This is a genomic window from Longimicrobiaceae bacterium (genome assembly GCA_036375715.1).
In the GTDB taxonomy this organism is placed as follows: domain Bacteria; phylum Gemmatimonadota; class Gemmatimonadetes; order Longimicrobiales; family Longimicrobiaceae; genus DASVBS01.
Map to the genome: position 1 here is coordinate 13103 of DASVBS010000018.1, position 20739 is coordinate 33841.

The following is a 20739-nucleotide window of genomic DNA, read 5'->3' on the forward strand; positions in this document are numbered from 1 at the left end:
GGTCCCGATCGCCCTAGAACTGGAGATCCACGCCGAGCGTCAGCTGTCGAGCGACCGGATAGGCGAAGTTCTCCATGCCCAGCGTCAGCGTCCCCGCCGCCTGGTTACTCTGCGCCTCGGGGTTGCCGCGAAATCCGGTGAGGATGAGCGGGTTCTCGACGGTCATGTAGAGGTCCGCCAGTCCCAGCCCGCCGACCTGGGGCAGGTTGTAGCGCAGCGTCACGTTCCGGAGCCAGAGGTTCGAGCCCGAAGCCACGACGCCGCTGTGCTGCACGTGGAAGCGGCGGATCGCCTCGCGGCTACCGAGCGGCGTTGGCATCCTGCCCGGCCGCTCCGGGGTCCACATGTTCTCCACGTACTCCGCCGCGACGTTGAACACACCCTCGACGTTCATCGCCGACTGGTAGTAGCCAAAGCGCAGTACGTCGCCCCCCTTCCTGCCGGTGATGCTGGCCCGGAGGTCGAAGCGGCCCAGAGTCACCGAGTTGGTGATTCCGAAGGTGAAATCGGGGTGCGGATTACCGATGATGGCGTAGTCACCCTCCGGCGGCACGCCCGCGGTGATGACGCCGTCGCCGTTTACATCCTTCCAGCGCACGTTGCCGGGGATCACGCCGGGATCCTCCGGCCCCGCGGCGATCTCCTCCTCGCTCTGGTAGATGCCGTCCTGTACCAGGCCAATGAACATCGCCAGCGGCTGGCCGACCGCCGTCATGTGGGTGGGCTGGCCGCCCCAGTTGCCCGAGAAGATCGGTTCGCTGCCTGGCAGCGCGAGGACCTTGTTACGGTTCAGCGACCAGTTGATGTCGGTCGACCAGGAGAAGTCTTCCGTCAGCACGTTCTGGCTGGAGATGCCGATCTCTATGCCGCGGTTGCGTACTGTCCCACCGTTGTCGGTGACAGTCTCGAACCCGGAGCTCGTTGGCAGAGAGCGCTGCACCAGCAGATCGGTGGTCCGACGGTCGTAGGCGTCGATCGTGGCCCGCACACGGTAGTCAAAGAGGCCCAGATCGAGGCCGACGTTCCACTCATTCGTCCGCTCCCAACCGAGCCGCGGATTGCCCAGAGTAGCGACTTCTCTCCCGCCCGCCACAGAGCCGCCATACAGGTAGTCATCGCGCTCCACCACACCGAGACTCGAGTAGTTGCCTATCTGGTTGTTGCCTGTCCGGCCGTAGGAGACGCGCAGCCGCAGTTCGGGAATGGTCCCACTCAGACCCGACATGAACCGCTCGTTGTGGAAGTTCCACGCGACCGCACCCGACGGGAAAGCGCCCCAGCGGTTCTGCGCGCCGAAACGGGAGGAGCCGTCGAGTCGCATGGTGCCCGTGAAGACGAATCGGTCGTCCAGGTTGTAATTCACACGACCGAGGTAGGACAGCAGCGACCAGCCCTGCTCGTCGCTCGAGCCGACAAGGTTGGAGGCCACATTGAGCGTCCGGATGTCGTCGTCCGGAAAGTCGCCGTCGAAGGTGGCGTCGTAGCTGTTCTGCTGCTGGAAGGTGACGCCGGCCAGTCCTTCGAGCCGCCCCGGACCGACGTCGGTCGTGAGGTTCAGGGTCGTCTCGCTGAGCCAGTTCAGGAAGTTGCTGGCGGAGTAGGCACCGGACGGAACGGAGGGCGGTGGCCGGTTGGTGCCGCCGATGGTGGAGGGTGAGAAGTACTTCCGCTCGCCCTGCACCCACTGCGCGTTCAGCGTGGTGTTGGCAATGAGTCCGTGCCCGAGGTCGAACCTCAGGTACGACGAGGCCAGGGCACTCAGGCGGTTCCGCTCGTCCTGCGTGTTTTCGAGGACGTAGCGCGGATTCGGGAAGGTCCAGACGCCGGGACAGACCTCTGAGGAGTCGATGAATGGGGCTAGGTTGCCATCTTCGTCGTACGGGCTGGCGAGCGGGCAGGCCAGCATCGGGACTCCCGTCGCGCTGTTGCGACCCTCCCCCACATTGGGCTGATTGCGCCGCGTGTAACTCGGGGCCAGGCGCAGTCCGGCCTCGAGCCAGGGAGCGAGCTGTGAATCCAGGTTGGCGCGCAGGCTGAGCCGGGTGAAGTCCGTGCTCGGTACGATCCCCTGCTGCTGCTGGAACCCAGCGGAGAAGAACGAGCGGACCGCCTGGCTCCCGCCGCTCACTGAAGCCTGTACGTTGTAGAGGTAGGCCGGCCGGCTCACGAGGTCGAACCAGTCCGTGCCCTCCCCGTAGGCGTCGGGGTTGCGGTAGGGTTCGGGAATCTCGCTGATCACCCCGCGATCGACCATGTCCTGATATCGGATGTTCTGCCAGGTGGCGAACTGGCGGGCATTCGCCATCTTCGGCCGCATCCATTCGATCTCGTTCTGTATGCCGGCGTAGGCGGAGATTCGGACTTGGCGCGGTCCGACGCGCCCGCTCTTCGTGGTGATGAGCACCACGCCGTTGGAGGCGCGCGAACCGTAGATGGCGGTGGCTGAGGCGTCCTTCAGCACGGTGATGGACTCGATGTCCTCCGCGGGGATGTTGGCGAGCGGGTTCCTCAGCCGCGCCTCCGCCTGATTGTCCGGCTGCGGCAGCGCAAAGCCGTCGACCACGAAGAGCGGCTGGTTGCCCGCCCCGACGGCGCCCACCCCGCGCACCTGGATCTGCGGCGCACTCCCCGGTAGACCCGTCGGCATCGTGACGTTCACCCCGGCGATCTGGCCGACGAGCGCCTGGTCGGGGCTGCTGTGCGGGATGGACTCGAGCTGTTCCGGATCCACGACGCCAATGGAACCGGTCACATCCCGCCTCCGTGCCGTGCCGTAGCCGACCGCCACCAGGCCTTCCAGCTCTACGGCCTGGGCCGAGAGCTGGATGTCGGCCGTCGCGGTCTGGTCGTCCACGACGGTGACCGACTGGGTGGCCTCGTTATAGCCGGGGTACGCAGCTCGGATCGTCTGCCTGCCCGCGGGAACGCCGGTGATGGTGTAGCGTCCCTGCTCGTCCGTCAGGTCGCTGAGCGGCGTGCCCACCACGTTGACCACCGCGCCGGTGAGCGGCTGCCCATCCGTACCGGTGACGACCCCGGTGATCGTTCCCTCGACCCGGCTGCCCCGCTCCGCCACGGCAGGCGACGAGAGAGACACCAGCGAGGCTTGCATCGGCGGCCGCGAGGCGAGCATCCCCCGCGTCAAGAACGGCGACATCCGACCAAGGGCGTCATCCGACCGGCGCGCGGTGTCGAGCACTACGACCTGGCCGCGGATCTCCTGGTAGGAGAACCGCGTCCGAGCAAGCATCCGGTCCAGCGCCTGGGCGATGGTGGAAGATTGGCACTCGCAGGTCACTCGATCGGCGGGCGAGAGGAGACTCGGGCTGAACGAGACCGGCACGCCGGAGCTCTGGTAGAGGCGAATCAGGGCCTTATCGAGGGGCACGTCCCTCACGCTGAGCTTCGCCAGTCGCTGCAGTACGGGGACATTCTCCGCCCCGGCGACTTCTCTCACCGCGACAGGCCCCAGGTGCTGGGCGCTCGCCGTCGTCGCGGTCAGCATCGCCGCGACCAGGGCGCCGCCGAAACGCGCGATCAGACTCATGCTCCCTCCCGAGGGTTCAGGGACCGGGATTGAATCCATCTCGATTGGTCGGAGGGCGCGTGAGCCGGTTCGATTCGGGCGACGCCGTCCTCCACCACACAGCTGGCCTGCATGACGCCGCAGACAATCGCGAACACGTCGTCGAAGGTTCGGTCGGCATACCAGCCGGTGAGGGTCATGGCGGCGAGGGTGCTGTCCGTCACCTCCACGCGCACGCCATAGGCGCGCTCCAGCTCGGCAGCGACCTCGCGCAGCGGGGTGGACTGAAAGACGAGGAAGTGGTCGATCCAGGCGACCAGCGGTTGGACGTCCGGGACCTTCACCGGGGCGGTCGTCGTGCCCTCCGAGATTCGAGTGACCTCGCCCGCGGTCACCTCGACCTCCTGCCCCCCGACGCCCAGGGCGACGCGCCCCTCGAGCACCACGAGACGTAGGTCCTCGCCGCGGGTGCGGATCTCGAACCGGGTCCCGAGCACCTGGGCGTCACCTGCGGGCGTGCGTACCCGGAAGGGGTAGCCGGGCATCTTGGCGACCGCGAAGTAGGCCTGACCGTCCAGAAAGACCTCGCGCGTACCCCGCGCCCCCGAGAGTCGTAGCCGGCTCTCCGGCCCCAACCTCACGATCGTCCCGTCCGCCAACGCCACGGTGGCTTTCTCCTCCGGGCCGGTGACGAACTCCCCCGCTCCGAGGCTGAAGCGGTGGCGCGGGAGGAGGTCGGAGACCTCGAGGAACATCAGCAGCAGAACGGCGGCGGCCGCAAGCGCGCCCCCCCACACCCCCACACCGGCGCGCCATCCAGATCGACCCAGCGCCCGACACCAGCGCCGCTCGGCGCGGCGGATCAGGACCGCCGCAGGCGGGGAGTCGGGCACCTGATCGTCGGCCTCAGCCGACTCCGCGAACTCCAGGAGGTGCAGCATCGCCGCGTGGTACGCCGCATTCTCCGGCGACGCCTCGCGCCAGCGGTACAGCCGAACCCTTTCCTCGGGGGCGGCTCGCCCCTTCAGAAATCGGCAGATCAGTTCGTCCATTGGGATTCTCTGGAGTCGGTCGCTCACGGTGGACAACGGGCCGCCGCGCTGGCCCGGATCACGGCTTACTGGTCCCTCGCTCCGCTGTCCTCGGGCGGAGGCGAGGACACGGAGTCCCGGGCCGCGAGCTCCGGGTAGAAACAGCGCAGCGCCGCCCGCAGGTCGCCGAGGGCTGCCTGCAGGTAGTTCGCGGCCGTCTGTGGCCGTATGCCGATGATCTCCGAGATCTCCCGGTAGGAGAGGTTCTGGAGGTGGAAGAGCGTGAAGACCTCCCGCCTCCGCGGGGAGAGTCCCTGCACCGCCGCCCGGATGGCCTCGCGCAATTCGCTGTGCTCGACCTCCTGCAGGGGCGTCGAGGGCCTGCGAATCTCCAGCGCCTCCGCGCTGGAAGCCCAGCGCCGCTGTACCTTTCGCTTGCGCTGCTCGCTGATGGCGAGGTTCCGCGCCGTCCGCAGCAGCCAGACGCGCACCGAGCCGGTGGACTCCCAGCGTTCGCGGTGCTGCCACAGTCGCGCGAAGGCCTCCTGCGCGATGTCGTTGGCGCGGTCCGGGTATTCGAGCATGTGCTTCGCGTAGAGGAAGACGCGGCGCCAGTGCCTTTCGACGATCTGCTCGAAGGCGCGGACGTCCCCGGCGCTCACCCGCCCCATCAGGGCGGCCTCCGTCGGCTGGCCGTAAGACGGTCCGTCGGATGGACCGCTCATCTCTGCCGTGCGGGGGAAGAGGGGAATCGCCGACACACCCTCGTGGGCGGGCGAGGCGCCAGTGTGCGGCGCCCTCTCGGCTCCCTTACGCAACGCGGAGGATCGACTCGGCAGCGTCATCCGGGGCATCGTCGGAGGCGGGCGGATCCGGTGATGTGGGGCGCGGCGCTGGACTGGGTCTCAGCCGTATGCTCGCTCCATGAATTGCAGAACGCTGTCTAGGTAACGCGCGGCTGCGCGAAACTTACCCATTGGCGCCGGAGCGCTGCTTGGGAGCGCGCGCCCGCGTCGGACTCCCGTACGGGGGCCCGGCACGGTGGCGGGGCCGGGGAGCGAAATCCCGCTCGCAAAGCCCGGCCGGTGCGGCTGGGCGCCCGCCCGCAGCTCAGCGTGCGGCCGAGGCGCGTGGTAGCCGTCCTGAAGTCCCAGATGTTTGTGGGAGTTTGGCCCGTGGCTGCCGGCTCGCCTCCGAGCAGTGGGACCGACGCTACCAGGCAGTTGTCGGGATCGCCGATGCGATGCGCTTATGTGCGGCGTAGCGGGATCCCGCGAATGTGCCTGTTCGAGTTGGGAGGGGGAGGCGGGAAGGGGGGATTATTCTCGTAAGAACGGCGCGTCCATCGACGACGTGGCCAGAAGACTACTGGCAGCCCGCGGAGCGCATTCTCTCACCTCACTACGCGGCTTGGGCGCGATTGTTTTGGAAGTGATCCGACGGGGGGTTACAGGCCACCACTCAAGGCCGGGGCTCCTTCGAGGCGCTACCTCGCGCGAGGGATCCCCCCGCCAGGATCGGCCTCGGGGGCCTCCCGGACCCAACCGAGAAAACCCAGCTCCCACCTCGCAATTCCCCCCTTCCCTCCCCGCTCCAAAACAAAACCCTGGCGCTCAGCAGGATAGCGTCACATAGTTGTTAGCGCGCGGCACTTTGGTGCCCGGCCGCACCCCTCAGGTGGCTTTCCGCTGCGGCCTGCCAACACCCTGCCTTACCCGCCGCGCACGTCCGACTCGGCTTCAGTCCCACCCCGAACTGGCTCGCTATCCCGAAAGTGCCTTTCACGTAAACGTCCACGCAGGAAGACCGGGCCGTTCGAACGGCTATTCACCCTGGACGGAGGTGCGCTCATGCCCGTCACCCTTTCCTACCCGGGAGTCTACATCGAAGAGGTCCCCAGCGGTGTGCGTACCATCGTCGGGGTGGCGACCTCGATCACCGCCTTCATCGGGCGCGCCGCCCGCGGGCGGGTGAACCACCCGGTCACGATCAACAACTTCGGGGATTTCGAGCGCGAGTTCGGCGGGCTGGGGATCGACTACCCGATGAGCTACGCGGTGCGCTCGTTCTTCCTCAACGGCGGGGTGCAGGCGCTGGTGGTCCGCCTGTACACGGCGGCGGACGGGGCGACGCCCGCGGCGCAGATCGACGCCAACGGCCTCCCGCTGGAGGCGGCGAATCCCGGGACCTGGGGCAACACTCTGAGGGCCCGCATCGACACGGACGTGCCGAGCGACCTGCCCTGGCTCGACGACTTCGGCCTGAGCGACTCGGACCTGTTCAACCTCACGGTGCGCGACACCCGCACCGGCGCGACCGAGACGTTCCTCAACCTGACGGTGGCCGAGAGCCCGCGGCGGGTGGATCGGGTCCTGGAGAACGACTCCCAGCTGGTGCGGACCCGCGGAGCGCTCCCCACCAGTATCCCCACCGCGCACGCCGACCCCGGCCCCACCGACGATGTGTGGGCCGACGATACCATGAGCAGCCCGGTCGCCACCGAGGGCAGCGACAGCGCCCCTCTGGATCAGGCGGCGTACGAAGGGGATCGCGCGGCGAAGGAAGGACTGTACGCGCTGGAGAAGGCCGACCTCTTCAACCTGCTCTGCATCCCGCCGGACACGCGCGATGGTGACACACCTCAGGCCGTCTGGGACCTGGCGCTGAGCTACTGCGTCGAGCGGCGCGCGATGCTGATCGTGGACCCTCCGGCGAGCTGGGGAAGCGCAGCGGAGGCCCGCGACGGTCTGGACACGGACATCGCGCTGACCGGCACGGCCGCCCGCAACGCCGCCATCTACTTCCCGCGTGTGATCCAGGCCGACCCGCTGCTCAACGGCCAGCCGGCGACCTTCGTCCCCTGCGGCGTCGTGGCCGGCGTGATCGCGCGCACCGACGCCACGCGCGGCGTGTGGAAGGCCCCGGCCGGGATCGACGCCGCCCTGCGCGGCACCCAGGGACTCTCGGTCCCGCTGACCGACGAGGAGAACGGGATGCTGAACCCGCGCGGGATCAACTCCCTCCGCTCCTTCCCGGTGACCGGGCGCGTCGTCTGGGGCGCGCGAACTCTGCGCGGCGCTGACCAGCTCGCGGACGAATACAAGTACATCCCGGTGCGGAGGCTGGCGCTCTTCATCGAGGAGAGCCTCTACCGGGGGACCCAGTGGGTGGTGTTCGAGCCCAACGACGAACCGCTGTGGGCCCAGATCCGGCTGAACGTCGGTGCCTTCATGCAGAACCTCTTCCGGCAGGGCGCCTTCCAGGGGAGCTCACCGCGTGAGGCCTACTTCGTCAAGGTGGACAAGGAGACGACCACACAGAACGACATCAATCTGGGCATCGTGAACATCGTGGTCGGCTTCGCCCCGCTCAAACCAGCCGAGTTCGTGGTCATCAAGATCCAGCAGATCGCGGGTCAAATCGACACCTGAGGAGACGCCCAATGGCCCAGTTCACCACCAACGCACAGCGCTTCGATCCCTACAAGACGTTCAAGTTCCGGATCAAGTGGGACGGGCGGTACGTGGCAGGCGTCAGCAAGATCAGCGCGCTCAGCCGCACCACCGAGGTCGTGGAGCACCGGGAAGGCGGCGACCCCAGCACCGTCCGCAAGTCTCCCGGACAGACCAAGTACGAGGCCATCACCCTCGAGCGGGGCGTGACGCACGACACCGAGTTCGAGAAGTGGGCGAACAAGGTCTGGAACTTCGGGGCCGGGCTCGGCTCGGAGGTCTCGCTGAGGGACTTCCGGAAGAACGTGGTCATCGAGGTCTACAACGAGGCCGGGCAGCTGGCCATCGCCTACAACGTCCATCGCTGCTGGCCATCGGAATACCAGGCCATGCCTGAGCTGGACGCCAGCGCCAACGCGGTGGCGATCCAGACGCTGAAGCTCGAGCACGAGGGGTGGGAGCGCGACACGTCGGTGACCGAGCCCACCGAGCCCAGCTTCACCGAGCCGCCGGAGTAAGACCGTGCGCGCCCTCACCGCCCCGGAGCTGCTACGCGCCTGGGAGGAAGGGCGCGGACGGCCGCTGGTCGAACGTGCGCTCCTCCTCCTGTCGTACGCCTGCCCCGACGAGTCGCGGGAGTCGCTACTCGCGCTGCCCATCGGTCGCCGCGACGCGAGGTTGCTTTGGCTGCGCTCGTGGACTTTCGGACCGCTGTTCACGGCGCTGGTGCGCTGTCCCGCCTGCGGTGAGCGCGTGGAGCTGAGCTTCTCGGCTCGGGACCTCCTGGGGGACGGGGATGCCTCCCCCGACGGGACGGAGCACACGCTCGCGCAGGACGGCTGGGAGGTCGCCTTCCGGCTTCCGAACAGCGCGGACCTCCTGAGCCTGGCCGAGAAAAGCTCGGGTGAAGGAGCGGCGGACCCCGAACGCCGGCTGCTCGAGCGCTGCCTGCTCCGCGCGCGCAGGAAGGGCAGGAGCCGTCCCGTGCGGCGCCTTCCCGCCCGGGTGCTGAACGCAGTCGCGCAACGGATGGAGGAGTGTGATCCGCAGGCGGACATGCACACCGATCTCGCCTGCCCGGGCTGCGGCCACACCTGGACCGCGGTCTTCGACATCGTCTCGTACTTCTGGGCGGAGATCGAGAGCTGGGCCGTACGGACGCTGCGTGACGTCCACGTCCTGGCCTCCGCCTACGGCTGGCGAGAGGGGGAGATCCTGGCACTGAGCCCGACACGCCGGCAGCTCTATCTGCAGATGGTACTCGGATGAGTGACTTTCTGGGTCGCCTCGTCGAGCGGAGCATGGGGATGGCGGAGACGGTGCGCCCGCGCCCGATCTCCCTGTTCGAGATGCCCGGACCCTTCCCGGAAATGCCGCTCGAGCAGGTCGAGGAGGTGGCTGCGCCGCAGCCTCTGGCCCCACCCGCAGCTGTACCCCCCTTCGACAGCCACACGCTGCCATCTGCCCCGGCATCGGCTCGATCGCCGAGACCGGCCGCCAGCACCGCGGTCGAGCCGCATTCCGTTGTGGCGCCACCATCCGCGCCGGCCCTGGTCCCGCCGCGAGTGAGCCCGGACCCGGAGCCCATCCGCTCGGGACACGGCCCCGATTCTTCGCAATCGCACGAGCCGCCGCGATCGAGTGGCGATCCGATCGTGGAGCCGATCACAAGGACGAGTCGGCGATCGGGACGAGCTCCCGCCGCCCCGCCGTCGCCGATGGTCCCACGCCGCACTGAACAGGAGCCGCAGCGGTCCGTCCTCACCTCGCCGTCGACACCGACGTCGACGTCCAGTGGCGTGCCAACCATGGTGCCGAACCTCGTGCGGGAGACGCGGGTCGAGCAGACGACGGTGCTGGAGAGGGTAATCGAGAGGGAGCGAGCCGAGAGTCCCGTCTTCCGTCCCACGGTGACCACCGGCCCTCAGCCGCGGCGCCCGGAAGCTCTGCGACCCTCCCCGGAGCGGGCTCCGCAGCCGCCCATCCCCACCTTTCCCTCCGGTGTGGATCGGCACCGCGAGCCCGCGGAATCGGCCTCGCGGCCGGCGGTGCCGGACATCCATGTGACCATCGGCCGGCTCGAAATCCGGGCCGCGAAGCCGGCCCAGCGTCCGCGTCGCACTCCCGCGCAGGCGCCGGTGATGAGCCTCGACGAGTACCTGCGCCAGCGCGCGAGCGGGAACAAGCCATGAGCAACGCGCTCGCCATCGCCGCCGTGACCCGCACCCTGCGGAACCTGCTGAACAACGTCGCAGCAACGGATTTCTCGTCGCTGCCCACGGACACGCGTCCCACGGCGGAGATCCAGATCACCACGCTACCGCTGGATCGCGTGCGCAACGGGGACGGCGACAACTCGCGAAACCAGATCAACCTGTTTCTCTACCACGCGGAGCCGAGCGCTGCCTACCGCAACATGGACCTGCCGCAGCGGGTCCGCCCGGGGGAGACGGGGCAGCCCGCGCTGGCGCTCAACCTGTACTACATGCTCACCGCCTACGGGCAGGGTGATAGCGAGCTGATCGCCCACGTGCTCCTGGGTACCGCGATGCGGATCCTGCACGACCACCCGGTCCTGAGCAGGGCCGAGATCCGCAGCGCCTTGCCTCAGGCGGAGCTGGACACCCAGTTCGAGAACCTGCGCATCACCCCGCAGCCGGTGTCGCTGGACGAGGTCTCCAAACTGTGGACCGGGTTCCAGTCCGAATACAGGCTGTCGGCCGCCTACCAGGTGTCGGTCGTGTTGATCGAGAGCACGCGGTCGTCCATCTCGCCGTTGCCGGTGCTCAGACGGGGCGCGGACGACCGGGGGCCGGTGGCCATTGCCGCTCCCGGTCCCACCCTGCTCGAGGTGCGGGACATCTTCGATCCCACGCTGCCGAGCCGCCCGGCCCTCGGGAAGCCCGCCGCCGAGCTGGGTGATACGCTGGTGCTCACCGGGACGAGCTTCGGGAGCGACCCGCTGACGGCGCGCTTCCGCCACGCTCGCCTGGACGAGCCGCGGGAGGTCATCCCCGCCGAGCGCACCGACACCGAGGTGTCGGTGACACTCCCCGCCGCGTCCGATCCCGGCGTGCCCGCGGCGTGGCCGGCGGGAGTGTACACCGTCGAGCTGGTGGTGAGTCGCCCGGACGTACCATCCTGGACGACCAACCGGCTCCCCTTCGCGTTGGGACCGACGATCGATTCCATCGCACCGACCAGCCAGCCAGTCGGGGCCCAGCCGTTCGACCTCACCCTGACCTGCCGGCCGCAGGTGCTCCCCGAGCAGCGTGCTGCCCTCCTCCTGGCCGGACGGGAGATCCTGCCGAGCAGCGTCACCACACCCGCCGATCCGGACGCCGCCACTACCCTCGTGTTCTCCGTGAGCGGCATCGCCGAGGGCACGCACGTCGTGCGTCTGCGGGTGGACGGGGCCGACAGCATTCCGATCGACTTCACCGCCGCGCTGCCGCAGTTCGACGCGGCCCAGACGCTGACGATCACGCCATGACCGAGGATCAGCTTCGCTGGGAGGAGCAGAACGAGGCGTATCTCGCGGCCGCGCTGAACTGGCTGCGGTTACGGCTCGAGCGGCTCGCCGGCCCGGAGAATCCACCGTCAGCGCCGGCCCCTCCAGCGCCTCCCAGGAGTGGCTTCTTCTCGCGCCGCGAGGAGCGACCGGCCGCGCTGCTGGCGGCCCCGGGCGGTCCCTCCGACGCCGACATCGAGAAGGCCGCGGCGGAAATGGCGGCCACCGAGGCCGTGGATCCGCCGCCTGCACTGGTGATCCTTGCCCGGCGCTTCGGCCTGTCGCGCTTCGAGCAGGAGGCGCTCCTCCTCTGCACCGCGCTGGAGCTGGACACGGGGATCGCGGGCCTGTGTGCGCGCGCCCAGCACGACCCGTCGCGGCCCTATCCCACCTTCGCGCTGATGGTGGCGCTCTTCGATGACCCCGCCTGGGACCTCCTCTCGCCCGAGCGACCGCTGCGCTACTGGCGGCTCATCGAGATCAACCAGCCGGGTGCGGAGCCGCTCACCACCAGCGCGCTGCGGGCGGACGAGCGGATCGTCAACTATGTAAAGGGACTCAACTACCTGGACGACCGGCTTGCGCCCCTGCTGATCCCCTTCGAAGCAACGCTGGAGGGACCGCTTCCGCCTTCGCAGCAGGCTGCTGCCGTCTCGGTCGAGCAGACGCTGCGCCTGGCGGCCGACAACGGCTCCACCCCGCTGGTTCAGCTGGTGGGGATCGATCCCGTCAGCAAGCAGCTGGTGGCGCAGCAGGCCGCGGCTGCGCTTGCGGTAAACCTCTATCGCATGCCGGTAGAGGCACTTCCTCAGCAGCCCGGCGAGATGGAGTCGCTCGCGCGGCTCTGGCAGCGCGAGAACATCCTCCTGCCGATCGCCCTCTTCCTGGACGCACACGAGCTCGACGGCGAGCCGAAGGGGGATGCCGCCGCGCCGGATCGCGTGGGCGCGCTGCAGCGCTTCCTGGCTCGCAGCCGCGGCGTCTTTCTGCTCAGCACGCGCGAGCAGCGGGCGCTGGGGACGTCCATGCACGCCGTCCACGTCGACAAGCCCCTCCCCTCCGAACAGTTGGCCGCCTGGAGCGAGGCGCTCGGCAACGATGCGGGTGAAACACCAGCTCTCCTGGCGGGCCAGTTCAACCTGAACATCCACACCATCCGGCAGGTGGTGCGATCGGTTCGCGCCCGCGAGCGGAGCTCGGACGAGCAGGCGGAGGATGAGCGGGTGGCCGTGGAGGTCGAAGATACGGGCGCTGAAGGAGAGGGAGCGGTCGCGGAGAGAGAAGCGGAGGGTGCGGCAGCGGAGGCGACGGTCGTGGAAGTGGGTCCGACGCTGGAAGAAAGGCTGTGGGACGCCTGCCTCGAAGTCACGGGGCCGCAGATGGACCGGCTGGCGCAGCGGCTGACGCCGGTGGCCACCTGGGACGACATCGTCCTCCCTCCCGAGGAGATGAACCTCCTCAGGCAGCTCGCCAGCCAGGTAGCGCGGCGCACGACCGTCTACGACCGCTGGGGTTTCCGGCAGCGAATGAACCGGGGGCTGGGCATCAACGCCCTCTTCGCGGGCGAGAGCGGTACGGGGAAGACGATGGCGGCCGAGGTGATCGCCAATCACCTGCGGCTGAACCTCTACCGCATCGACCTGTCGGCGGTGGTCTCCAAGTACATCGGCGAGACGGAGAAGAACCTCCGGCGTGTCTTCGATGCCGCCGAAGGGGGAGGGGCACTGCTCTTCTTCGACGAAGCGGATGCGCTCTTCGGCAAGCGCAGCGAGGTGCGCGACAGCCACGACCGCTACGCGAACATCGAGATCAACTATCTGCTTCAGCGGATGGAGTCGTACCGGGGGCTGGCGATCCTCGCGACCAACATGAAGAGCGCGCTGGATCAGGCCTTCATGCGGCGGCTGCGCTTCGTGGTGAACTTCCCCTTCCCGGGCAAGGCACAGCGCAGGGCGATCTGGGAGCGCGCCTGGCCCCCGGAGACGCCTCAGCGCGGACTCGATTTCGATCGGCTGGCGCGGTTCAACCTCACCGGCGGCAGCATCGCCAACGTGGCGCTGAACTCGGCGTTCATGGCAGCCGAGCGCGGTTCGCCCGTGACCATGCCGCTGGTGCTGGAGGCCGTGCGCAGCGAGTTCCGCAAGCTGGAGCGCCCCTGGAACGATGCGGATCTGCACTGGACGGAGCCGGAAGAACCCGCGGCCGCAGGTGGGTCGCCACCGGCTGGACCCGATCCCGCGGCGGCGGCATGAGCATTCGCCTGCACATCGAGCGGCTCGTCCTGGACGGCTTCGAGCTGGATGCGGCGCAGGGTCCCGCACTCCAAGCGGCGGTTCAGGCCGAGGTATCGCGTCTCCTGATGGAGCGGGGTCTCGGTGACGGCTATCGCCAGAGCGGAGCGCTGGCCTACGTGCGCGGCGCCGACTTCCAGGTCCCGGCGAGCGCGGCACCCGAGCCGCTGGGGCGTGAGATCGGCGCGGCCGTCCACAGGAGTCTGCTGCCGTGAGCTTCCACCAGGCGCCCGCGCCCGCCGCCGGCGGCGTCCGGCTGCGAACCAGCAGCCTGGCGGTGCAGCGTGCCTGTGCCTGCGGCAACCACGCCCCCGGGGGCGAATGCGAGAAGTGCAGGCGTAAGAAGTTGCTCCAGCGTAAGAGTCAGGGGACGGACGACCTGTCCTCGCGCGCCATGGGCTCCCGGGCCCGCACGGCAGGGAGCGGTCCAGGGCCTGATCTGAGCCGCGTTGCGGCTCGCAGCTCGGCCGCGGGGCCCGCGCTGCGCACCGTCCTCACGGTGCAGAGGCAACCGCTGGACGCGGCGCCTACCGCCCCGGAGGCGCGCCCCGCCGCAAGCGCGGAACCCACGGCGGAACCCGCACCGTCCGCTCTCACTCCGGGGCCCTCTCCCGTGGCGGAGCCGGCGCCGGGCCCCGAAGCGGCTCAGGAGCCGGCAGGACCCACGGCCGGCGGGCCGCTGATCGCCGAGGACAACGCCACGGACCTGCAACCCGGGCAGCTGAGAAAATCCGAGTTCCTGGATCAGCTGCAGAGCGCCGTCTGCGCGGAGGCCGACGCGGCGCTCGCGGCGGCCGGGCGCTCGACGGCCGGGTGTCCCTACCTCGCCGGCTGGTTCGACTACTACCGGGGCCAGAGCGCCGCGCACGTCGAGGCCGCGTTGCGCCGCTACGCTCCGGAGACGAGGAGCGCGAGGTCGGCCGCCGAGTACGTCCCGCTGGTCGTGGCGCGGGTGCGCAGCGGCGTGGAGCGTTGGGTCCAGACGGGGGAGATCACCGGTGTGCCGGACGATCTGCCCATGGCCATGCCGGGCATGGGCGGACTCGCCGCCGGCATGGGGGCCGTGGCCTCGGCTGTCGGGGGACTGATGTTCAAGGCCGCCGATGGGGGCGTTCGCGCGGCGGACGATCCGGCCGCCGTGCAGCAGGCGCTCGGTCCCGGGCGGCCGCTGGAGAGCGGCGTTCGCATGCGCATGGAGCGCGCCTTCGGCCAGAGCTTCGCGGGCGTACGCACGCACACGGATGCCGTCGGGCGCCGGCTCTCCGCCGAGCAGCACGCCCGCGCATTCACCGTGGGCAGCGACATCGCCTTCGGGTCAGGTGAGTACCGGCCCGGAACCCCGGTCGGCGACGCCCTCATCGCGCACGAGCTGGCCCACGTGGTCCAGCAGCGTGGTGCCTCGCCCGAAGCTCGGAGCAAGGGCGCCGCCGATAGCGCGAGCTACGGCGCTCTGGAGCGCGATGCCGATGAAGCGGCGCTGGGCGCGGTGGCCGCGCTCTGGTCGGGAACAAGCGGAGCGCTGGCCAGGGCCGCGGCCGGGTTGCGCTCCGGGCTTCGCATATCCCGGTGCGCGTCACAGCAAACGGCCGCGCGGGCGCCGGCATCCCCCGCCGCCGCTGGCGCGGTGGGTACCCGGTTGTCGTGCCCCGCCAGCACTACCGCCAGATCGGCCGGCACGACTGAAACCGCGGCGCCGGCCGGCCGCCTCGACCCCCGCGCACAGGCCATCGTGGCCATCGCCCAGGACGAGTCGCAACCCATCGAGCAGCGCGCGGTCACCGTGGTCACCCGGATCATCTGCGAGTACTTCCCCGCCGATGCCGAGAAGGTGAGCGGGATCTCGTACCAGGCCGACCTGTCCGGGCTCGACGTCACGACCGTACGCGATGGAACGACCATCCGCGGGCACATCCGAGTGGGGCGCTACTTCGTGGAGCATGCGGACGAGCGCGGCTTCGCGAGGCGCGTGCTGCAAACTCAGCACGAGCTACAGCACATCGAGCAGTGGCGGTCGGGGATGACCGGAGAAGCGAATCAGGCCGAGCGCGAGTTCCTCGCCTTCCACCGGGAGGCCCTGGCTGCGGAGCTGCCCGGGACGGGCCGCGTGTCTCATTCGACCCGGGTCGCGCTGATCGATGCCGCGCTGGGCTATTACCACTGCCTCAACGCGGAGAAGCAGGCTGAACACAGGGCCAGGCGCGACGAGTTGCTGCAGCGCAGGCCCGTGGAAGTGCGGGCGAGCGGTCGCGCTCATCCCGAGCCGCCCACCGCGTGCCGCAGGCAGGAGGGGTAGACGCCGGATGTAGTGCGGGTCGGCTGCGGGGAGGATGGGCGGTGGTGATCCGACGATCCAGAGCAGTCCGAAAGAACAGGAGAGGCGCATGGTGACGACATCCAGCCTCAGCCGCCGAATGGACCGGCTCGTCCGGCCGCACGTCCGCGTTCTCGGACGCAAGCGCTCCTCCTTCCACGTTTGCGGGCTGACCGGACTCGCCGCAGCCCTGGCTCTGGCCAGCGTGCTCGCCGCTCAGCGTGACCTGTCTGCGTGGGTGCTGGCCGGAGCAGCCCTGACCGCGTGCGCAACCTTCCTCGCGCTGGCCATGGCCACGAAGATCGTGACGGGCGAGGAGAAGCTGATCTACTACCACCACGAGGTGGCCATCCTCACCACGGTCACGCTGATGCTGTGGGCCTTCCGCCAGCCGGTCCTCTCCTATCTGGACGTAACGCTTCTCGGAGTCGGAACCTTCCTGTTCTGCGGCCGGGTGGGGTGCTTCATGGTGGGGTGCTGCCACGGGCGGCCGCATCGCTGGGGCGTCTGCTACCGGCAGGAGCACGCGGACGAGGGTTTCACGCGGCCCTTCGTGGGTGTGCGCCTGTTCCCCATACAGCTGGTGGAGTCGGCGTGGGTGTTCACCACGGTCCTGGTCGGTGCGTGGATGGTGCTGCGGGGCGCACCGCCGGGGGCGGCGCTCGCCTGGTACGTGGTGGTCTACGATGTGGGCCGCTTCGGCTTCGAGTTCCTGCGCGGCGACGCGCGTCCGTACCGGGCAGGGTTCTCCGAGGGGCAGTGGACCTCCCTGCTGCTGATGCTGGTCGTGATCGCCGGTGAGGTGCGCGGCGTCATCCCCTCCCAGGCGTGGCATGTGGCGGCTGCCGCGGGGATGGTGGCCACAATGATCGCCGTGACGCTTCACCGCCGGCGGCGGGGCGACTCGCGCCACCGGTTGCTCAGCCCGCGGCACATTCGCGAGGTGGCGGAGGCGGTGGATCTGCTGGCAGCTGCGGGTGCGCCGACCAGAACCGCCGACGGAGCGACGGTGGTGAATGTCGCGCGGACCTCCGCGGGGCTGAACATCTCCGCGGGTGCGGTCGAGGAGACGGGAGGAGTTCTGCGCCACTACACCCTTTCCGGCAACGCGCCTTGGAGGCGGGTCGATGCCGACGCCGTGGGCCGGCTGCTGATCCGGCTACGGCATCCGGACGCCAGCGGCGAGTTGGTTCCGGGGCGAGAGGGGATCTTCCACTTCCTGATTCGTACGGATGCGGGCTCGGAGGGCGCGACTCCGGTTGGCGCCGGGGGGGCCGGGATCACGTCGGACATGGCGGCAGCGCGATGAGCGAGCAAGCGGTCGCCTCGGCTACGCGGCAATCGGCCGCGCCGGAGCTCAGCACCAAGGGGCAGCTGATGCTCCAGCGCAAATGTGCGTGCGGCCAGCACACCACAGGCGGAGGGGAGTGCGAGGAGTGCCGGAAGAAGCGGCTGCGTCTACAGCGCTGGTCGCTCGATCGGCCAGGGCCGGAGACGATTGCACGAGCCCCAAGAGCCCCAGCAGCCGCGGTGAGGGGGAAGGAGTCGACGCGATTCGGAGTCGACTTGAGCCGGCGAGCCACCCCGACGACACGCCAGGCAGTCTCGACGAAGCAGCGCGCTCTCCCAGAGCTTGATACCACGGAGCGCCAGCGAACCGGATCGGAGATCGAGTCCGGCGGCGGAGCCACTGCATCCGAGACAGAGGTGAGCTTGGGCGAAGGTTCGCCTGCGACGACGAGCGCTGCTGCTGGCCCCTCCGTGGAAGGAGCGGACAGTGAATCCCCTAGCGAGACGTTGTCCGGGCAACCTGCCGAGCCGCTGCTCGTGGAAGACGACGCTGGCGAACTCAGGTCCGGCCAGCTACGGAAAACCCACTTCTTGGAGCGGCTGGAGACCGCCGTGTGCGCGGAGGCCGAGGCGGCTCTCGCTGGTACAGACCGATCTACCGAGGGCTGCCCATACCTTCGGTTCTGGTTCGACTACTACCGCGGGAAGGATGCCGGGTATGTCGAACGAGCTTTGTGGCGATACGCTCCCGAAACCCGGACGGCCCGCTCGGCCAGCGACTATGTGCCAATGGTGGCTGCGCGGGTCCGACAAGGAGTAGAACGGTGGGTGGTCACGGGGGAGATCACCGGCGTTCCCGAGGATGCACCGCGACCGGCGGGTGCTCCGAGTGAATCGGAGCCAATCGCGACTGAAACAGTTCAACTCAAGGGGAAAGAAGCTGCGTCTGGCCGTCCTACCGACCACCCGCAGGCTGTGCGAGCGCGACTGGGCAGAGGCCACCGAATGGAGAGTGGCGTGCGTCGTCGCATGGAGAGCGCTTTCGGCCGGAGCTTCTCCAAAGTCCAGTTGCACACTGATGCAGACGCGGGGCGGGTTGCAACCGAGCAGAACGCCCGCGCCTTAACCGTTGGTGAGCACGTGGCGTTCGGCGCCGGTGAATACCGGCCCGGAACGCTCGCGGGCGACGCGCTTATTGCACACGAGCTTGCGCACGTCATTCAGCAAGGGAGTGGATCACCCACACCCGAGTCACTCGAAGTAGGCAGCGCCTCGCACAATGAACTGGAGAAGGATGCCGATCGTTCGGCAGTCGGGGCGGTGACCTCACTTTGGAGCGGAGCTCGGCAGCGGCTAGCCGGAGCGGCGGTAGACGCAGTTCCACAGCTTCGTTCCGGTCTGGCGCTGCAACGCTGCTCCAGAGATTCGTCGACCCCAACGGGAAGCAGTACCACCGGAGGATCTCCGGCCACCGCTACAACCGTCACATTCCAACCGATCGCCGCCTGTTCGGGCTTTGACGATACCATCAACCCCCCAACGCTGATGGTTCCCACGGGCGGAACTCGTCAGGCTAAGGCAGTCATCAATCCCGCGGCCGACGCCGGCCAGGTGGTATTCGAAAGCGACCGGTCCAAGGTCACAGTCTCGCCGAGCCCCGCCACGTCCAGCCCTCAGACCCTGTCGCTCACCGGCGTAGCCAGAGGCGACACCGTAGTTGAAGCTAAGCGCGCCGGCTCCGCAAGCGTTCTCGCCACCCTGGGGGTCAGCGTCAAAGACCGCGTCGACAAGACCGTAGCAATCCACGCCGTAACAGAAACCAGGAACAATCCGGACCTCGTACCCGCCAACGTTCCTACGGCCGCCTCACTACAGACCTACCTCAACGACACGATCTGGGGAAAGCAGGCGAACGTTTTCTCCACGGTTACACGGGACGATAAGAGCGTTGGTTGGGACTTGGACGGGAATCAGAAGCTTGCCGACCCCGTCCTCGCATCTGCCACAAGCGCCGAGATCAACGCAATCTCGGCAGGCGCAAAGAAGAACGGCGTGGACTTCAATATCTACTTCATCAATGAAATGGAAATCCCCCACGCCTTCACATTGAGATCGCGAGGGGAAACGTGGATCCAAAGCACGCATGTCAACTCAGAGGAGAACGTGTCGGCGCACGAGCTAGGTCACGCAATGGGCCGACGCGGGGAAAGCACTGATTCCAAAGACGTGATGTACGAGGTGGGGAATGCTTCAAATCCCTGCGAGGTACGCAAGCGCGACTGGGACGCAGTCAACCCCTGACCGCGGCGACATACCGACCCGAACTGAATGTCCGCTGCATGAACAAGCACATGCAATTCGCTGAACTCCGCCAAGCGTTAGCAAGCGACGATCCGGACGTGCAGGACGAGGCCATCCGTCGCCTGGAGGAGCTCGGGGGAGCTCAAGCCATTTCGCTCCTCGCTGCTTGCTTGGACGAACGGAGTTGGAGACAGCAAAAGGGATTCGATCCGGATTGGCGCGGCCCTCACGGGGAGCGTCTTCAGGGACGAATGGTCTATGAGCCACTCAGCCACCTGGCGATCCGAGCGCTGGCGAGGCTGGTTCCCGATCCGCCTTCGACTGTGCCCGATCTAGTGACCGAGGAAGACGTGGTCAGATGGAAGGAGTGGTGGGAGCTCAACCGCTCCAAATACGAGAAGGAGGGCGGGTGAGCGAACGCGTAGCCCCGACTCCGGCCCCCGTCGGACAGCAGACAGCGGCAAAGCTCCGCTCGAAGAACGAGCTGCGGCTTCAGCGCAAGTGCGCCTGTGGCCGGCACACGCCGGACGGGTCGGAGTGCTCGGAATGCGCGAAGAAGCGCGCTACGCTGCAGCGCTGGTCGGCGGCCCGGCCCTCCCCCGAAGTAATGTTGCGTGACGCGGCGCTCGAAGCGACGAGCGAACCGCCGATCGACGCGACACGGACGCGGCGCCGATCCGCCTACCTGCACCTCGCCGGGGGTGCATCGGCCCGGGTCGCAGGAGATCTCGGTTGGACGAGAAGCACGCTGGCGAGCACGTTGGCGGGTGCGTCCGGATCGTCGGCCGCAATACGCGGACGCGCGAGGCTCCGCGAGGCGTATTCGTTCAAGCCTCATCTGGACGGCTTGTCGCCGGACCCGACAACCGACGACTCCGCTACAGACACCGACTACGCGGGATCGTTCTCTTCAGCGTCTGCCCGGACGGGATCTCGGCCACCTGTGACCGGAAGCGAGGGGCCATCGGCGGTATCGTCCGACGCGGGAGCGACCACACCATTCGCGTCGGCGCCGGCGCTTGCCAC

Annotated in this window: 14 protein-coding genes; 11 read left to right on the plus strand and 3 right to left on the minus strand. The window is 68.5% G+C overall.

Annotation, left to right across the window (positions count from 1 at the left end; translation table 11 throughout):
• Positions 1 to 13: 13 nt before the first annotated feature.
• From VF167_02580 to VF167_02590, 3 genes are all read right to left on the minus strand, one after another.
• Positions 14 to 3547: a TonB-dependent receptor gene (locus VF167_02580; GenBank protein ID HEX6924283.1), complete on the minus strand. Its 3534-nt coding sequence runs from the start codon at positions 3545 to 3547 to the stop codon at positions 14 to 16.
• Entirely contained in the window at positions 3544 to 4578 is a 1035-nt protein-coding gene (locus tag VF167_02585) for a FecR domain-containing protein (protein HEX6924284.1), read from the minus strand. The genes VF167_02580 and VF167_02585 overlap by 4 nt, the downstream gene beginning before the upstream one ends.
• Positions 4579 to 4643: 65 nt before the next feature.
• Entirely contained in the window at positions 4644 to 5411 is a 768-nt protein-coding gene (locus VF167_02590) for a sigma-70 family RNA polymerase sigma factor (protein ID HEX6924285.1), read from the minus strand.
• Positions 5412 to 6407: 996 nt separating this feature from the next.
• On the opposite strand from VF167_02590, the gene VF167_02595 reads away from it, so the two are divergent.
• The 11 genes from VF167_02595 (at position 6408) to VF167_02645 (ending at position 20126) form a co-directional block, all read left to right on the plus strand.
• On the plus strand, positions 6408 to 7988 hold the full coding sequence (locus VF167_02595; protein ID HEX6924286.1) for a phage tail sheath C-terminal domain-containing protein: 1581 nt from the start codon (positions 6408 to 6410) through the stop codon (positions 7986 to 7988).
• An 11-nt stretch (positions 7989 to 7999) separates the two neighbouring features.
• Positions 8000 to 8527: a phage tail protein gene (locus tag VF167_02600; GenBank protein ID HEX6924287.1), complete on the plus strand. Its 528-nt coding sequence runs from the start codon at positions 8000 to 8002 to the stop codon at positions 8525 to 8527.
• A 4-nt stretch (positions 8528 to 8531) separates the two neighbouring features.
• Positions 8532 to 9278 carry a hypothetical protein gene (locus VF167_02605; GenBank protein ID HEX6924288.1) on the plus strand — a complete coding sequence of 249 codons (747 nt, stop codon included), beginning with the start codon at positions 8532 to 8534 and terminating at the stop codon, positions 9276 to 9278.
• A complete protein-coding gene (locus tag VF167_02610; GenBank protein HEX6924289.1) occupies positions 9275 to 10201 on the plus strand; it encodes a hypothetical protein in 927 nt (308 codons plus the stop codon). Before VF167_02605 ends, VF167_02610 begins: the two co-directional genes overlap by 4 nt.
• Positions 10198 to 11502 carry a DUF4255 domain-containing protein gene (locus tag VF167_02615; protein ID HEX6924290.1) on the plus strand — a complete coding sequence of 435 codons (1305 nt, stop codon included), beginning with the start codon at positions 10198 to 10200 and terminating at the stop codon, positions 11500 to 11502. The genes VF167_02610 and VF167_02615 overlap by 4 nt, the downstream gene beginning before the upstream one ends.
• Positions 11499 to 13772, plus strand: coding sequence for an ATP-binding protein (locus tag VF167_02620; GenBank protein HEX6924291.1), 2274 nt, complete (start codon positions 11499 to 11501; stop codon positions 13770 to 13772). The genes VF167_02615 and VF167_02620 overlap by 4 nt, the downstream gene beginning before the upstream one ends.
• Complete coding sequence (locus tag VF167_02625; protein HEX6924292.1) at positions 13769 to 14026, plus strand: hypothetical protein; 258 nt, start codon at positions 13769 to 13771, stop codon at positions 14024 to 14026. Before VF167_02620 ends, VF167_02625 begins: the two co-directional genes overlap by 4 nt.
• Positions 14023 to 16104, plus strand: coding sequence for a DUF4157 domain-containing protein (locus VF167_02630; protein HEX6924293.1), 2082 nt, complete (start codon positions 14023 to 14025; stop codon positions 16102 to 16104). The genes VF167_02625 and VF167_02630 overlap by 4 nt, the downstream gene beginning before the upstream one ends.
• A gap of 88 nt (positions 16105 to 16192) precedes the next feature.
• Positions 16193 to 17431 (plus strand): prolipoprotein diacylglyceryl transferase family protein, encoded by a 1239-nt coding sequence (locus VF167_02635; protein HEX6924294.1) that lies wholly within the window; start codon positions 16193 to 16195, stop codon positions 17429 to 17431.
• A gap of 998 nt (positions 17432 to 18429) precedes the next feature.
• Complete coding sequence (locus VF167_02640; GenBank protein HEX6924295.1) at positions 18430 to 19713, plus strand: DUF4157 domain-containing protein; 1284 nt, start codon at positions 18430 to 18432, stop codon at positions 19711 to 19713.
• 251 nt (positions 19714 to 19964) lie between these two features.
• A complete protein-coding gene (locus VF167_02645) occupies positions 19965 to 20126 on the plus strand; it encodes a hypothetical protein (GenBank protein ID HEX6924296.1) in 162 nt (53 codons plus the stop codon).
• Positions 20127 to 20739 lie beyond the last annotated feature (613 nt).

Bases quoted from the DNA above. Each gene is read 5' to 3' on its own strand.
- VF167_02580 (HEX6924283.1), bottom strand. From the start codon at position 3,547: ATGAGTCTGATCGCGCGTTTCGGCGGCGCCCTGGTCGCGGCGATGCTG.
- VF167_02585 (HEX6924284.1), bottom strand. From the start codon at position 4,578: ATGGACGAACTGATCTGCCGATTTCTGAAGGGGCGAGCCGCCCCCGAG.
- VF167_02590 (HEX6924285.1), bottom strand. From the start codon at position 5,411: ATGCCCCGGATGACGCTGCCGAGTCGATCCTCCGCGTTGCGTAAGGGA.
- VF167_02595 (HEX6924286.1), top strand. From the start codon at position 6,408: ATGCCCGTCACCCTTTCCTACCCGGGAGTCTACATCGAAGAGGTCCCC.
- VF167_02600 (HEX6924287.1), top strand. From the start codon at position 8,000: ATGGCCCAGTTCACCACCAACGCACAGCGCTTCGATCCCTACAAGACG.
- VF167_02610 (HEX6924289.1), top strand. From the start codon at position 9,275: ATGAGTGACTTTCTGGGTCGCCTCGTCGAGCGGAGCATGGGGATGGCG.
- VF167_02615 (HEX6924290.1), top strand. From the start codon at position 10,198: ATGAGCAACGCGCTCGCCATCGCCGCCGTGACCCGCACCCTGCGGAAC.
- VF167_02620 (HEX6924291.1), top strand. From the start codon at position 11,499: ATGACCGAGGATCAGCTTCGCTGGGAGGAGCAGAACGAGGCGTATCTC.
- VF167_02625 (HEX6924292.1), top strand. From the start codon at position 13,769: ATGAGCATTCGCCTGCACATCGAGCGGCTCGTCCTGGACGGCTTCGAG.
- VF167_02635 (HEX6924294.1), top strand. From the start codon at position 16,193: ATGGTGACGACATCCAGCCTCAGCCGCCGAATGGACCGGCTCGTCCGG.
- VF167_02645 (HEX6924296.1), top strand. From the start codon at position 19,965: ATGGTCTATGAGCCACTCAGCCACCTGGCGATCCGAGCGCTGGCGAGG.